11 protein-coding genes are annotated in these 13,920 nt (G+C 71.2%); 2 read left to right on the forward strand and 9 right to left on the reverse strand.

Going from position 1 to position 13,920, the window contains the following annotated elements; genetic code table 11:
- Positions 1-54: 54 nt before the first annotated feature.
- Positions 55-1,008: a manganese catalase family protein gene (locus ACTIMO_RS04230; RefSeq protein WP_055765761.1), complete on the reverse strand. Its 954-nt coding sequence runs from the start codon at positions 1,006-1,008 to the stop codon at positions 55-57.
- Positions 1,009-1,229: 221 nt separating this feature from the next.
- Between ACTIMO_RS04230 and ACTIMO_RS04235 the strand changes: the two genes are divergently transcribed.
- A complete protein-coding gene (locus ACTIMO_RS04235; RefSeq protein ID WP_055765757.1) occupies positions 1,230-1,475 on the forward strand; it encodes a hypothetical protein in 246 nt (81 codons plus the stop codon).
- On the forward strand, positions 1,472-2,248 hold the full coding sequence (locus ACTIMO_RS04240; protein ID WP_448181568.1) for a CPBP family intramembrane glutamic endopeptidase: 777 nt from the start codon (positions 1,472-1,474) through the stop codon (positions 2,246-2,248). The genes ACTIMO_RS04235 and ACTIMO_RS04240 overlap by 4 nt, the downstream gene beginning before the upstream one ends.
- A gap of 38 nt (positions 2,249-2,286) precedes the next feature.
- On the opposite strand, the gene ACTIMO_RS04245 is transcribed toward ACTIMO_RS04240, so the two are convergent.
- The 8 genes from ACTIMO_RS04245 to ACTIMO_RS04280 form a co-directional block, all read right to left on the reverse strand.
- Positions 2,287-2,523 carry a hypothetical protein gene (locus ACTIMO_RS04245; protein WP_448181569.1) on the reverse strand — a complete coding sequence of 79 codons (237 nt, stop codon included), beginning with the start codon at positions 2,521-2,523 and terminating at the stop codon, positions 2,287-2,289.
- Positions 2,524-2,611: 88 nt separating this feature from the next.
- Positions 2,612-3,448: a sigma factor gene (locus tag ACTIMO_RS04250; protein WP_448181570.1), complete on the reverse strand. Its 837-nt coding sequence runs from the start codon at positions 3,446-3,448 to the stop codon at positions 2,612-2,614.
- 47 nt (positions 3,449-3,495) lie between these two features.
- Positions 3,496-4,776 (reverse strand): ABC transporter permease, encoded by a 1,281-nt coding sequence (locus ACTIMO_RS04255; protein WP_448181571.1) that lies wholly within the window; start codon positions 4,774-4,776, stop codon positions 3,496-3,498.
- An 80-nt stretch (positions 4,777-4,856) separates the two neighbouring features.
- Positions 4,857-5,534 (reverse strand): ABC transporter ATP-binding protein, encoded by a 678-nt coding sequence (locus tag ACTIMO_RS04260; protein WP_448181572.1) that lies wholly within the window; start codon positions 5,532-5,534, stop codon positions 4,857-4,859.
- Positions 5,531-7,129 carry a hypothetical protein gene (locus ACTIMO_RS04265; protein WP_448181573.1) on the reverse strand — a complete coding sequence of 533 codons (1,599 nt, stop codon included), beginning with the start codon at positions 7,127-7,129 and terminating at the stop codon, positions 5,531-5,533. Before ACTIMO_RS04265 ends, ACTIMO_RS04260 begins: the two co-directional genes overlap by 4 nt.
- Positions 7,130-8,155, reverse strand: a complete 1,026-nt coding sequence (locus ACTIMO_RS04270; RefSeq protein WP_448181574.1) for a hypothetical protein — start codon at positions 8,153-8,155, stop codon at positions 7,130-7,132.
- Between the two features lie 361 nt (positions 8,156-8,516).
- Positions 8,517-11,705 carry an RICIN domain-containing protein gene (locus ACTIMO_RS04275; protein WP_448181575.1) on the reverse strand — a complete coding sequence of 1,063 codons (3,189 nt, stop codon included), beginning with the start codon at positions 11,703-11,705 and terminating at the stop codon, positions 8,517-8,519.
- A 37-nt stretch (positions 11,706-11,742) separates the two neighbouring features.
- Positions 11,743-13,785 (reverse strand): beta-galactosidase, encoded by a 2,043-nt coding sequence (locus ACTIMO_RS04280; RefSeq protein WP_448181576.1) that lies wholly within the window; start codon positions 13,783-13,785, stop codon positions 11,743-11,745.
- Between the last annotated feature and the right edge of the window lie 135 nt (positions 13,786-13,920).

Here is a 13,920-nt window from a genome sequence, read left to right on the forward strand (position 1 = left end):
GACGCAGAAGGGGCGCCCGCAGCAGCGGGCGCCCCTTCCGTCGTTCGGGCAGGACTACTTCTCGACCGGTCCGAACATCGCATCGATGTCCGCCATCTCCAGGTCCGCCGTAGCCTGGATGAGCTCGAGCAGCGCGGGGTCCAGCCCGGGGGCGAACTCCTCCAGGCGCTCGGGCGCGATCTCCGACGGCACACCCTGCGGGGCCTGCTCGCTGGCGTCCAGCTGGGTGCCGTCGTTCGACGGGGACAGCCCCTGGTAGATCTTCCCGGCCTCCGACTGCCCCTTGAGGTCGAAGGTGTACTGCTTGCTCTGCAGCCCGAGGTCGAGGAGCTTCTTGACCTCCGGGAACTGCTCGGCGTTGGTCTTGGGGATGGGCAGCAGCGCTTGCCACTTCACGCCGAGCGTCTCGAGGGCCTTGGCGTAGCCGTTCTCGTGTGCCTGGTCGCGGACGATCAGGTAGGCGATGGTGGAGCGGGCGGTCTTGTTGTCCGTCATCTCGTACATCCGGCACTTCTGGAGCCGGCCGGTCGCCTCGAGCATCAGGTTGTACAGGAGGTCCAGCGGCAGGTTGCCCGAGTTGTAGACGTAGCTTCCGCTCCAGGGATTACCGGCCGAGTCCACCGGCATGGCACCCTGAGCTCCCACGAGGTAGTGGTGGATGTTGCCCTGGGACAGGGCGAGGTTCAGCGGGATCGCGCCACCGGCGCCGGGGGTGTCCAGCGGGTCGTCGAGCGTGCCCTGGTAGCGGGGTGAGCCGTCGAGGAGTCGGGAGATGGTCGTGCCGATCAGTTCGACATGGCTGATCTCCTCCGTGCCGATGCCCTGGATCAGGTCACGGTAGGGCTTGGCGGCCGCGCCGCGGAAGTTCATGCTCTGGAACAGGTACTGCATCATGGTGCGCATCTCGCCGAACTGTCCGCCGAGGCCCTCCTGCAGGGCGTTGGCTGCGGCGGGATCCGGCTCGTCGGGGATGATCTCGTTGATGAGCTGCTGGACGTGGAAGAACATGGGACCTCCTCAGGGAGCGGCAGAATGCCACTCGATTCCCACACTCGTCCCGAGAAGTCGGCCTCACAACCACCCTTGCTTTTCTGTGGTGGGGGTTGCCAGAACCACCCTGATCGGCGGCACCGGCGGAATCATCACGACGGCGGCAGCCCGCGGCTCCGTCGGTGTCGGTCGATCCCGCCGCGCCCCGTAGGCTGGGAGCTCACCATGCTGGGGGGTCCATGATGTCCGGGAAGAAGTACGTCTGGTTCGTCGTCGCGGGAGGATGCTTCGTGGCGGCGGCACTGGTCTTCGGCGGGCGGTCGCTGCTGCTCGACTGGCTGGGCACGTCCCCGGCATACCGCACGGTGATCGCCGCCGGCTGGGTCCTCCTCGCCGCGGGGGCCGGCGCGGTGGCGAGGGGATGTACCGCCGAGGTGCCCGACGGCGATGCGTCCCGTGGGGCGACCGAGGGCAGCACGCCGTGAGCCCGTTCCCGGGCGGCGTCGGCCCGGCAGCCCAGGTCCGCCAGACCCATCGCGGGTATGGCGCCGATGCTGCCGGACCGGTGGTGACACTGCGGCAGGCGGGCTGGGCCCTGATGTTCGTGGTGCTGTACGTGGCGGCGGCGTGCGGGGTCATCCTGGTCCTCGGGCTGACAGGCCTCGTCGACTTCACGCTGGAACTCCTCGTGCCCGTGCTGCTGGGAACCGTCACCGCGGCGGCGCTCGCAGCGCTGTCCGTCCATCTCGTCCGCCGCAACCACCTCACGGCGGCCCAGCTGGGCTTCCGCCGCCCGGGCCCACGGATGGCCCACCTCCTCTGGCAGATCCCCGCGGCCATCCTGGGCGCCCTCGTGCTGCAGGGCGTGTTCCTCGCCGTCCTCGGTCTGACGGGGTTCGACATCGGCGCAGCCCCCACGACCAACGATCCGCTGGCGGACCTGGCCGGACTCCCCGTCCCGGTCGTCCTGTTCGTGGTGCTCGTCGTCGCGGTCCTCACGCCGCTCTGGGAGGAGGTCCTCTTCCGCGGCGCGTTCCTCGACGGGTTCGGCCGCCGCTTCCGCCCCGCGCTCGCCGTACTGCTGTCCGCCGCCCTCTTCGCCGCCGTGCACCTCGTGGTGGTCGGGTTCGCCTATCTCTTCGCGCTCGGCGTCGCGCTGGCCCTTCTGCGACGGTTCCACGGGAACCTCTGGGTGCCGATCCTCCTGCACGCCGTGAACAACGGCCTCGCCGTGCTGATCGTGCTCTCGGCTATCTGACCCCAAAGGCGCCGACCCCGAAGGCACCGCCTCCCGCTTCAGTTCTCCGGGAGCGCCGCGAACGTCTTCTTGGTGCCGTTGTACCAGCCGAGCCCCTTGATCGGGTTCTTCCAGCGGCCCTTCATGGCGGCGCGCGCCGGCTGGTGGGCGGTGTCACCGGCGGCGACCGCGTCCTTCAGGTGTTGGTCCTGGGCCTGGATGATGATGTCCGCGGAGTCACCCGTGAGGGCGAGATCGCAGGGGCCGCCGAGCTGCTTGCAGGTCATGGTCTTCATGGCGTGTTCCTCCTGTGGATGCGGGCGACCCGGAGCGGTGCCCTACCTGTACGACGACGGCGAGCAGCCGGATGTGACACCGGCCGCGTCATTTCTTCTCCGCACCCGTCCGACGCACGAGGGAGGCGAGGACCTGCGGCTCCGCGCGGAAGGTGATGGCGTGCACCAGGCCGTCGGCCACGGTGAAGTCGAAGAGCACGCGGGCCTCGCCCCGGTGGTACCAGGCGGCGCCGGGACGGCCGTCGACGACGACGGGCAGGGCGGCTTTCGCGGCGCCGTCGAACATCGAGGCGACGGCCTCGCGTCCGGAGAGCAGCTCCGGGGTCCCCGCCGCGATCGCGGCGGTATCGGCGCGGACGACGGCGTCGGGCGCCAGCAGGTGCAGCAGGCGTGCGAAGCTGCCGCCGCGGGAGGCCTCGAGGAAGGCATCGACCACCTCCCAGTCGGCGGGCGCTTCCGCCTGTACGGCCACCGCGACCTTCGAGCGGGCGCGTGACGCGAGTTTCCGTGCGGCATCGGCGGACACATCGAGGACGGCCGCCACGGTGCGGAACTCCACGCCGAAGGTGTCGTGCAGGACGAAGGCGACCCGCTCGGTCGGCGTGAGCCGGTCGAGGACGATCCGCAGCGCGACCCCGACCGCCGCCGCCCGGACCACGCCGTCCGCGGGATCGGGGGAGGAGGGCCCGACGTCGACCCCGGGCTCGACCGGTTCGGGGACCCGGGCGCGGAGCCGGTCGAGGCACAGGCGCGTGGTGACGACCGTGAGCCAGGCCGGCAGGTTCCCGATGACGGCCGTGGTGCCGTGCAGGCGGAGCCAGGCCTGCTGCACCATGTCCTCGCCCTCCGCGCGGTCGTCGAGCACGCCGGCGGCGATCCGCACGAGGCGCGGCCGCTCCGCCTCGAACTGTCCGGTCAGGTCCATACGGCCACCCTAGGCGGCGGAGGCCGTCCGGCGAAGGGAGCGCGGCCTCACGTGCCGCGGAGGGCCACGACGGGCTCGATGCGCGTCGCCTTCCGGGCGGGCAGGCTCCCTGCCGCGAGACCGACGATCGCGCCGAGGAGGGCACCGCCGACGGCGACCAGCGGATGCGTCACGGGCGTCCACTGCTGGGCCGCCGAGATGGCGATCACGGCGAACACCCCTGTGGTGGCACCGAGCAGCCCGCCGAGCAGACCGATGATCACGGACTCCGTGACGAACTGCGCGGCGATCTGCCGCCGCGTCGCCCCGATGGCACGTCGCAGGCCGATCTCGCCCGTACGTTCCATCACCGAGAGCATGGTGACGTTCGCGATCCCCACTCCGCCGGCGAGCAGCACGACGACGGACAGGACGACGAAGATGAGGTTCACGTCCGCCTGGACGGACTCGGCGAGATCCGAGCGTCCCTGCGGCGCTGCGACGGTGACGGCCTCGGGAGCATCGGGGGAGAGGGCGAGGGCCGCCTGCTCCGCGACCTGCGGGCCTGCGCCGATGACGATCCTGGCCTGCACCTCGCCGGGGGCGGTCAGGCCGAAGTCCTTCCGGGCCGCGCCGGTCGGGATGACCACGCTGTCGAGGAGTTCGGCGCGTTGCTGCACGTCGCCGAAGACGCCGACCACCGCGTAGGGGATGCCGTTGACGAAGATGGAGGGTTGGGAGTCCACGCGGGTGATGCCGAGGCGTCCGGCGAGCCGCTCGCCGAGGACTGCCACCCGGTCCTGGCGCTGGTCGTGGCCGTCGTCGAACAGGCGGCCGTAGCGGACGGTGCCCTCCAGCGCGTCGACGAGGCCTGCGGACGCCGCGAAGATCCGCGGTGGCACTGTCCCGGGGGCCGAGGGATCGTTGACGGGAACCGCCGTGACGGTGCCCTCGGGCAGGCTCACCTCGCTGATGAGCGCGGCCTGCTCGATCCCGGCGAGGCGCTCCATGCGCTGCACCGCGTCCCAGGGCAGCGAGCTGGTGTCCACGCTCTCGCCGTCGGCGGTCTGCGCCTGGGCGGGTGAGGCGACGATCTGCGTGGCGGCGAAGGCGTCGAACTGCTTGCTGAGCTGCCCCGCCGTCGTCTGGGCGAAGCCGATCGTGGCGACGAGGGCGCCGATGCCGAGGACGGTCCCCGCGAGGGTCATCAGGAGGCGGCCGGGGCGGGTCCCGAGATCCGACGTCGCTTCGATGAGGAGATCGGTGACGCCGAATCGGTCCGCGGCGGGCACGGGATGGAGCAGGTCCGGCAGGCCGTCGGTGGACTCGTCGGTCGTGCCATCGGTCATGTCATCCGTCGTGCCATCCGTCGTGTCAACCGGGGCGTCGTCCGGCGCGGCGGGCGGGAGGTCGGGGGCGAGGTGTCGTGTCACGGCGCGCTCGTCACCCGTCCGTCGGCGATGCCGACACTGCGGGGTGCGCGGCGGGCCACCGCGGCGTCGTGGGTGATGATGACGAGCGCCAGGCCGTCGGAGACGAGCTCCTCGAAGAGTTCCATGACGTCGGTGGACGTCCCCCCGTCGAGGTTTCCGGTGGGCTCGTCCGCGAGGAGCAGGCTGGGCCTGGTGACGACGGCGCGGGCGACGGCCACGCGCTGGCGTTCACCGCCGGAGAGCGTGCCGGGCAGGAACGCGAGGCGGTGCCCGAGCCCCACGCGTTCGAGGGCCTGCCTCGCCCGGTCCTCCCGTTCGTCCCGCGGGGTCCCGCTGTACAGCATGGGCATCATGACGTTCTCCAGCACCGGGCGCCGTGGCATGAGGTGGAAGGCCTGGAACACGAACCCGATGCGCTGGGCCCGGACGGCGGCGCGCGTGTCCTCGTCGAGGGCGCCCGTGAGGTGGCCGGCCAGCCGGTACTCGCCGACGCTGGGCCGGTCGAGCAGGCCCAGGATGTTCAGCATGGTGGACTTGCCGGACCCGCTGGGACCGACGATCGAGACGTAGTCGCCGTCGTGCACGGTCAGGTTGATGCCCTTCAGGGCCTGCACCTCCGGCGGGCCCGGGAAGGACCGGGTGACGTCCCGCAGCTCGACGAGCGGCGTGCTCATCGCCCCACCACCACGAGATCGCCCTGCTCCAGTTCGCCCTCGAGGGGCGTGACCTCCACGGCGCCCGGCGTCGCCAGTCCGCTGCGGACCACCACCAGGCGCGTCGTCGTCTCCTCACCCGCCCGCGGGTCGCCCTCGGTGACCTCCACCCGCGTCTCGCCGCCGGGGCCGGCCGTCAGCGCGGCGTACGGGACCGAGAGGACCTCGCCGTCGGTGGCGCCGACCGCGATGGAGACCCGGACGTTCGAGCCCTGCAATTCCCTGATCTGTTCCGGGCTGAGCGGATCGGGCGTCAGCTCGATGGTCCACCGCTGGGAATCGCCCTCGCCCGGCGTCACCGCCGTGATGGTGGCCGGATGGGGCGTGCCGTCCGGCAGCTCGAAGGACGCCGTGTCCTCGACCTTCAGGAGCCGGGCGTCGCCCTCGGCGGCGGACCCGGACAGGCCGACGGTCGCACCCGAGACGGTCATCGCCGGGCCGTCGAGGACGCTGCCGCGCTGTGCGGCCACGGCATCGACGCGGCGCGGCAGTTCGGTGAGGTAGAGCACCTCGCCCGCGGGCAGCGCGGGCAGGGCGGCCACGTCGGCGCGCGCCAGCTCCTCCTGCGCCGCGATCAGCTGCGCGGTCGCTGCGTCGACGGCGGCCCGCTGCGGTGCGTCGGTGCGGTCGGACCCGACCTGCTGCCGTCGCAGCTCCGCGAGCTTCAGTCCATCGGCCGCGGCGCCGATCTGCAGGGGATCCTGCGGGTCCGCCTCCTGCGCGGCGGCGAGTTCACGGCGGGCGCCCGCCACGGCGTTGTCGGCTTCGAGGATCTCGACGGCGGTGGCCCCGACCGGCGTGGCCGCGAGGTCGTTCTGGGCCGTGACGAGACCCTGCTCCGCGGAACGGACGGCCTCCTGGGCGGACCGGAGGCTCTCCTCGCTGCCCTCCTCCGAGGCGGGGGCGCTGTAGCCGGCGTCCGTGTAGAGGGTCGCGACGGCGTTGGCCGCCTCGACGCCGAAGACCGGGTCCGCGGGATCGCCGGCGTCGATGCCGATGGTCCGGAGCGCGGTCTTGAACTGCACGACGTCGGGACCGGACACCCCGATCTGCAGGGTCCGGTACGCCGGGAGCTCGCCGGGCAGGACGATCACCGGACGTCCGGCCACCTCGAGGGCGATCGAGAGCGCCTTCAGTTCCGCCCCCTCCTCCGGTACCTGACCCGTGACGACCGCCGCACCCGCGATGGACGACGTGTCGACGCGGACCTCCACCGGATCGGCGTACGCCACCTCGCCCCGGATGGTCACGTCGTTGCTGAGGCGCCCGAACTCGACGGGGACGGTCACGAGGCCGGGGGCCGGCGGCTCCGCCGTCGACGCGGCGTCGGCGGGGGAGACGAGGAACCGGCCGAGCAGCAGCCCGGCGACCAGGCTGAGGACGGCGGCGACGGCCACGATCCAGAGGGTGCGGTTGCGGCGGAAGACGGCGGCCAGCCCGGCCCCGGATGCGCCGCGCGGGCCGTCCTCCCCGTCAGGGGCAGGAGTCAGGATCTCGTCGAGGCTCCGGGTCTCCGCCGTGGCTTCCGCGGTTCGGGCTCGCCGGAACCGTGCCACTCAGCTTCCCTGCTCGAGATCGGCGCGGAAGGCCTCGAGTTCGGTCTTATGGTCGTCCACGAACTGCTGCTCCTGGGCGAACTGCACCTCCTGCTGCTTCTGCCGGTAGTCGGTCTCCTCCCGGCAGTCGAGGTCCGCGAGGGCGAGCTCGATCTCCTTCTCGCCGAGGGCGTCCATCTCCGCCTGGTTCGGCATGCCCATCCCACCCGCCATCGCCGTGTCATCCGTCGTGCCGATCTCACCGGTGCTCTCGTAGAGCTTGTTCATGTCATCGTTGATGCTGGTCTGGGCGTCCATCTGCGCGGAGAACCCGGGGTGGCCCGCGTCCGCCATGCAGGAGGACCACGCCGCGTCGATCTCGGTGAGTTCGGGCGAAGTCATCATGGTCTCGTAGAACGTGTTCATCGCGTCCATGAGGGGCTTGTGCTCGTCCGTGGACATCGGGTCCACTGCGGTACCCCGCTCGTTCTCCGCCCACCCGTAGCAGCCGGCCGTGGTCCAGTCCCACTCCATCGGCTCACCCTCGGCGGGCATGTCCTCCGGGTCCGGCATCGGCCCGTGCAGGGCCTCGTTGAACGCCTGCTGCTCCGACTCCGAGAGGCTCGCGACGTAGTCGGCATTGGCGTCGACGTATTCGCCCTCCCCGCCGGACTCCATGTCGTCGCGCCCGGGGTAGTTGATCATCCCGTACCCGTACTGAGCCACCCATTCGCGGGAATCCGGATCCCATTCATCACCGCTCACCGGCATGGACATCGAGGCGGACTGCACATTCGGTGAATATTCGAACCCTTCCTCCGACATGCATTGCGCCACGAGTTCCTCACGCTCTCGCTCGTCCTCCGCGAATTTCTTCTCCTGCTCCTCCTGGCTCAGGTCCCCGCCATAGGCGGAGGCGAAGAAAGCGGACAGCGGGGATTCCTTCTCGGCGGCGGGAGCTTCCTCCGGCGACGCGCAACCCGCGAGCAGGGCCGAAGCACACATCGTCGTGGCCAGGGCAGTGATGACGCGGGATGACAGTCGCACGGGTCCTCTTCCTCCATAGGGCAATAGTGAGGATGCTATTGCCTGGAATCGTCCACGGAGTCATACCTAGGGAGGACATCGCGGCCCGTTCGATAACGATTGGGAACCGTGTCCTTTTCGTCCCGTCAATGGTAGACAATCAGGCGGTCTCCCCTTGATCGGATACTGCCGGACCGAATTCCTGCGGCAGACCCGAGGGGCCGCGCGTGTCAGCACAGCGGAGCACCACCACCCGGACAGCGTCATGATCACCGCGGGTCCCTCGGCCCGTCGGCACCCTGAGACTGCTGCGAGATCCTCGGGACGACGACGGGGCGCCCGCTCGTGCGGACGCCCCGTCGGTCGGGTGGAGGGAGGGTGCCTAGCGGGTCAGCGTCACCCGGTAGGTGCCCGTCGCGGTGCCGTCCTCGCTCGTCACCGTGATGACGGCGGTCCGGTCACTGCCCTTCGGCTGCGTCACGGAGACCGTGGCGTAGGGATCCGCCGCTGCGGCGGACACGGCGGGCAGCTTGCCCTTGACCGGCACCGCGTAGGTGGTGACCGCCGGGTCGAAGCCGGCGATCGGCGTAGCGCCCACGCTGATCGAGGAGAGCGTGGCGTCCGAGGACACCGCCGGAACGGCCCCGAGCACCTGGATCTCGCTGACCACCATGTGCGTGTTAGGGCGGGCCGTCATGACCACCCGCACGGACTGCGCCGTCACCCCGGTGAGCGGCAGGGTCACCGCGGGAGCCGGAGCGCCCGAGGGGACGGCCACCGGCGCGCCGGCCGAGGTCCAGACGCCGTCGGCGCCCTGTACCTGCAGCTGGAGGGTCTGCGCGTAGCTGTCCGTGGTGCCGTCGCGGAAGAAGTTGACCACGACGCCGCCCAGCGGCCGGGCCGACGGCAGGGTCACCGTCAGGGTGTCCGAGGTGTTCTTCGCGCTGGACTTCCAGTTGGACCAGGCCTTGTCGCGGAGATCGCCGTTGAAGAGCCCGGCCGTGCCGTAGCCCGGCTCGGTGAACGTGGCCGTGGCGGTGGTGCCGCCGTCGTCGGCCACGTTGTCGAGCGTGCCCTCGGTGACCTGGATGCGGACGGCCGCCGGGAGCGTGCCGCCCGCGCCGTCGTCCGCCCGGCCGGCGAGCTCGTACACGCCGGGGGCGGGGTAGCTGACGGCGGTGTCCCAGGTGACGTCGCGGTCCACGGTGCCGCCGAGGCTGCCCATGGCCGTGACGGTCGGAGGCAGGACGGGAACGGCTCCGACGACGGCCTTGGCGCGTGCCGGCTGCGTGGAGACGAGGGTGTCGACCGTGACGGTCAGTTCGGCGGGGAACTGCGCGCCGGTGACGTCCGTCGCGGTGCCCTTCACCTTGACGGTCCCGGCCTTCTTCCAGCGGTTCCCGTTCGGGATCTTCCACTCGACGGGGATGGCCCCGCGGGCGCCGTCGCGGTACACCGGCGTCACGGTCTCCGGCAGCACGGGTGCGGTGCCGGGGACGGTGAAGGCGGTGGCCGGTTCGACGCCGAGCACGGTCTCGTCGACCAGTATCCAGCGCTGGTTCGCACCCGAGTTCGCGAGGTACAGCGTGACCGCCGCGCCCTCGGCCGTCGATCCGCCACCGACCTCGAGCAGGAGGTCGGTCTCGGCGTTGACGAACGTGTAGGTGCCGTCCCCGGTCGTGGAGGCGATCCACTCGGCCCGGGGGTTGCCACCGGCGGGAGCGACGACGGCGGCGCCGCCCTCGTCGGCGAGCTGCGCGGCGCCGTCGAGGGTGGTGATCGCATAGCGCTCGCGGTTGGTGTTGTCCTCGCCGAGGCTGGTGAAGCGGAACAGCTGCTGCGCGTCGGCGGGGTCGGTGGCGCTGATGACGGCGGTGCCGCCGGCGGTCTCGATGGACTTGCCGCTCTGCACGCCCTGCAGCCGATACACGTGGCCGTCCTGGAGGGCGGCCGCGTCCTCGGCGATGCCCGAGACGCCGTCGACCACGAAGGTGGTGACGGACTCGGCCGGTGCGGTGACGACGGCGCTGCCGCCCTCGATCGCGACCGGCTCACCCTCGACGAGGGCGCCGTCCGCATCGCTGACCACGGGGGTCACCGTGGCACCCCTGGCGACGGAACCGAACTTCGAGAAGTCCAGGACCACGGGCTTGTCCTCGGCATCCTCGTTGATATGCACGACGGCGGCACCGGAGTCGGTGATCGCGGCGGTGGTGTCCTCGTCGTCCACCTGCACCAGGCGGTCCCCGGGCTGGATGTAGTGCGTGTAGTTCCGCACGGTGTTGAACTTGGTGTTCGTGTAGATGGGGCACGTCTCGAGGGTGTCCACGTCCGTGCAGTCGAAGGGCATCTGGATGCTGCCCCAGTTGGCGCCGGCGGCGGACTCGCCGCCGGGTGCCATGTTGTCGTAGTCCTCGACGGGCTGCCAGAACACCCAGGCGCTGGGCTCCAGCTCGCGGAGGTCGTCGGTGATGCGCTTGGCCATGCCGAGGCCCGGCTCCATGCTGGTGAAGCTCTGGCCGTCACCCCAGGAGCCCTCGACCTCGCTCATCCACACGGGCTTGTCCTCGGCCTTCGCGATGTCCCGGACGGTGGTGCGCTGCCCGGTGCCGTAGGTGTGCACGTTCAGCTGGTCCACGAGGGCGCGGACGTCCTCGGGGTAGGAGTTCCAGTTCGTGGCGAAGGTGCCGGGGTTGGTCTCGTCCATCGCGGAGATGGTGGCGTCCGTGTCGGCGTCCTGCAGCTGGGCGGCGAGGTCGCGGAGGACCTGCTGCTGCAGCTGCGGGCCCATGTGGGCGCCCTCCTGGCGGCCGCTGGTCGGTTCGCCGGTGGCGTCGAGCTGCGTGCTCCAGTAGTTGGTGTTCGGCTCGTTGAACGGATCGAGGGTGTCCACCTCGATGCCGTGGGCCTTCTCCAGCTCCTCGGTGACGCGCACCAGGTAGGCGTTGAAGTCGGAGATGCTCCCGGGCTTCAGCTGGTCGGCGGTGGAGTTGAACCCGCCGGACGTGTAGCCGCTGACGGTCTGGAACCACGGCGGCGAGTTGCTGAAGGTCTCCCAGTGGGTGATGTCCTGCTTGATGCGGTCGATCCACCAGCGCTGCGTGGCGTCCGCCTCGAGGTTCCAGTCCGCGGGGTCCTCGGGGGACCACCAGGCGGTGTCCTCGCGCGTGGTGCCCTCGGGGGCGTTCCACCAGCCCTCGACGGCGCCGCCGGGCCGCAGGTAGTCCTTCACGTCCGGGGCGTTGCCGCCGCCGATGTTGTACCGGGCGATGTTGAGGTTCAGGCCGTCGGGCCCGAAGACCAGGTCGGCGAGGCGGTTCCGGATCTCGTCCGGGTAGTCGCCGGTGGCGTTGGCGAACCAGACGAGGCTGGTCCCCCAGCCCTCGAACTCCTCCCCCTGGTAGGAGGGGTCCGGGGTGAGGGTCAGTGCGCCCTCGGGTGCCGCGGGCGGTGCGGGCGGGGCCGGGGGTGCGGCCTGCGCCGCACCTCCCATGAGGGAGGCTGCCGCCAGGACGGCGGCAACCCCTGTCGCGGCCGCTCGTGTGGCGGCGCGCCTGGATCGATTCGTCATTGAACGTGGTTCCTTCCAGCGAGGGGTGGTGCAGGTCTTACGAGACGGTGGTGCGGGCCTTCCTCGTGAGGACGGCGACGGAGCGGGGAGCCAGCTTGGACTCCTCGCCGGTGAGGGTGTCGCCGTCGACCCCCGTGATGTCCACGGGTGTGTCGGTGCGGTTGATGAGGAAGACGTGGTCGGCGTCGTCGCCGGTGCGGATGACCTGTTCGACGGCGCCGCGGAGTTCCGCGGGGAGCTCGCTGGTCACGCCGGCGCGGGCCGCGAGGTCCGCGAGGACGGTCTCGAGTCCCTCGGCGCCGAGGCGTGCGCCGACGTACGCCGCGCTGCCCCGGCCGGAGGCGCGCCGCGTCACGGCGGCGTCTCCCGCGTGGTCGCCGGTCGTGTAGCGGGAGAGGACCTGGACGCCGTCGAAGCGGGGGAGTACGCGGTCCGCCCACAGGGTCGCGGTGGTGCCGTTGTCCAGGGCGACGGACTCGCCGTCGAGCAGGGGGCCGAACTCGTCGATACGGATGCCGAGCAGGTCCGCGAGGGCCCCGGGGTAGCCGCTGAGCCAGATGTGGTCGTTCTCGTCGGTGATGCCGCTGAAGTAGCTCGCGACGAGGTGCCCGCCGCCGGCCACGTAGTCCTCGAGGCGCGCCTTCAGGGCGGCCGGGACCACGTGGAGGACGGGGGCGACGACGAGCCCGTAGCCGGTGAGGTCCGTCGCGGCGGGGATGACGTCGGCGCGGATGCCGAGGGCGAGGAACGCCGAGTACCAGTCCAGGGCCTCCTGCCGGTAGCGCAGGCGGTCGGAGGGGTGGGAGTCCTGCTCGGAGGCCCACCAGGAGTCCCAGTCGAAGAGGATGGCCGCGGGTGCCTGGCTGCGGCGGGAGCCGACGACGCCGGACAGTGCGCCGAGTTCGCGCCCGAGGGCGACGACGTCGCGGAAGATGGGGCTGTCCTCGCCGGCGTGGGGGACCATCGCGGAGTGGAACTTCTCGGCGCCGGCCTTGGACTGCCGCCACTGGAAGTAGCAGACGGCGTCCGCGCCGTGGGCCACGTGGGTGAGCGAATCGCGGCGGAGGGCACCGGACTTCTTCGGGGTGTTGACGGGCTGCCAGTTCACCGCGCTGGTGGAGTGCTCCATGAGGAACCAGGGCTTCCCGCCGGCGATGTTGCCGGTGAGGTTCGCGGAGAAGGAGAGCTCGTCCACGGCCTGGGGGCCGGGCACGAAGTAGTGGTCGTTGGCGACGAAGTCCACCTCGGCAGCCCAGTCGGCGTAGTCCATGCCCTTGGTCTCGCCCATGACCATGAAGTTGGTGGTGACGGGGATGTCCGGGGTGATGCGGTTCAGGATGTCGCGTTCGGCGCGCAGGTACTGCTTGAGGGCGTCGGAGGAGAAGCGCTTGAAGTCGAGCTGCTGCGTGGGGTTCGGGTGCGAGGCGGCCTGGCGCGGGGGCAGGATCTGCTCGAACCGCGTGTAGCGCTGGGACCAGAAGTCGGTGCCCCAGGCGTCGTTGAGGGCGTCGATGCTGCCGTAGCGGTCGGCGAGCCAGGTACGGAAGGCGCCGGCGGCGTCGTCGGAGTAGTCGTAGATGTTGTGGCAGCCGAGCTCGTTGGAGACGTGCCACGCGCAGACGGCGGGGTGGTCGCCGTAGCGCTCGGCCATCGCCGTGACGAGCTTCAGGGCGTGCTCGCGGAAGACGGGGCTGGTGGGGCGCCAGTGCTGGCGGGCGCCGGGCCAGAGGGTGCTGCCGTCGACCGTGACCGGGAGGATCTCGGGGTGCTCGGTGGCGAGCCATGGCGGCGGGGAGGCGGTCGCGGTGGCGAGGTCGACGGCGATCCCGTTCGCGTGCAGGAGGTCGATGACCTCGTCCAGCCAGGCGAAGTTCCATTCGTCGCGCTCGGGCTGCAGGCGGGCCCAGGAGAAGATCGCCAGCGACACCACGTTGACGCCGGCCTCGCGCATGAGGCGGACGTCCTCGTCCCACGTCTCGCGCGGCCACTGCTCCGGGTTGTAGTCGGCGCCGTACGCCATGCGGGGGCGGGCGGGCTCGGACGGCCAGCGCAGCCAGCGGTGGGTGGTGGGTGTCGACACGGTGAAGCTCCTTGGGTGATTCTCGAGACGTGTGGCGCGCGGGTGGTGCTCCCGCCGTCGTCGTGCCCATCCCCTGACGGAGGGGCGGGGGACGACGACGGTGGGTCCAGCGGGGATGGAACAGGGGTGGAACGG

Source organism: Arthrobacter sp. CP30 (assembly GCF_053470025.1).

Excerpts from the sequence above, each read along its gene's own strand:
- ACTIMO_RS04235 (WP_055765757.1), top strand. The coding sequence starts at position 1,230 with ATGATGTCCGGGAAGAAGTACGTCTGGTTCGTCGTCGCGGGAGGATGC.
- ACTIMO_RS04245 (WP_448181569.1), bottom strand. The coding sequence starts at position 2,523 with ATGAAGACCATGACCTGCAAGCAGCTCGGCGGCCCCTGCGATCTCGCC.
- ACTIMO_RS04250 (WP_448181570.1), bottom strand. The coding sequence starts at position 3,448 with ATGGACCTGACCGGACAGTTCGAGGCGGAGCGGCCGCGCCTCGTGCGG.
- ACTIMO_RS04275 (WP_448181575.1), bottom strand. The coding sequence starts at position 11,705 with ATGACGAATCGATCCAGGCGCGCCGCCACACGAGCGGCCGCGACAGGG.
- ACTIMO_RS04230 (WP_055765761.1), bottom strand. The coding sequence starts at position 1,008 with ATGTTCTTCCACGTCCAGCAGCTCATCAACGAGATCATCCCCGACGAG.
- ACTIMO_RS04255 (WP_448181571.1), bottom strand. The coding sequence starts at position 4,776 with ATGACCGATGGCACGACCGACGAGTCCACCGACGGCCTGCCGGACCTG.
- ACTIMO_RS04260 (WP_448181572.1), bottom strand. The coding sequence starts at position 5,534 with ATGAGCACGCCGCTCGTCGAGCTGCGGGACGTCACCCGGTCCTTCCCG.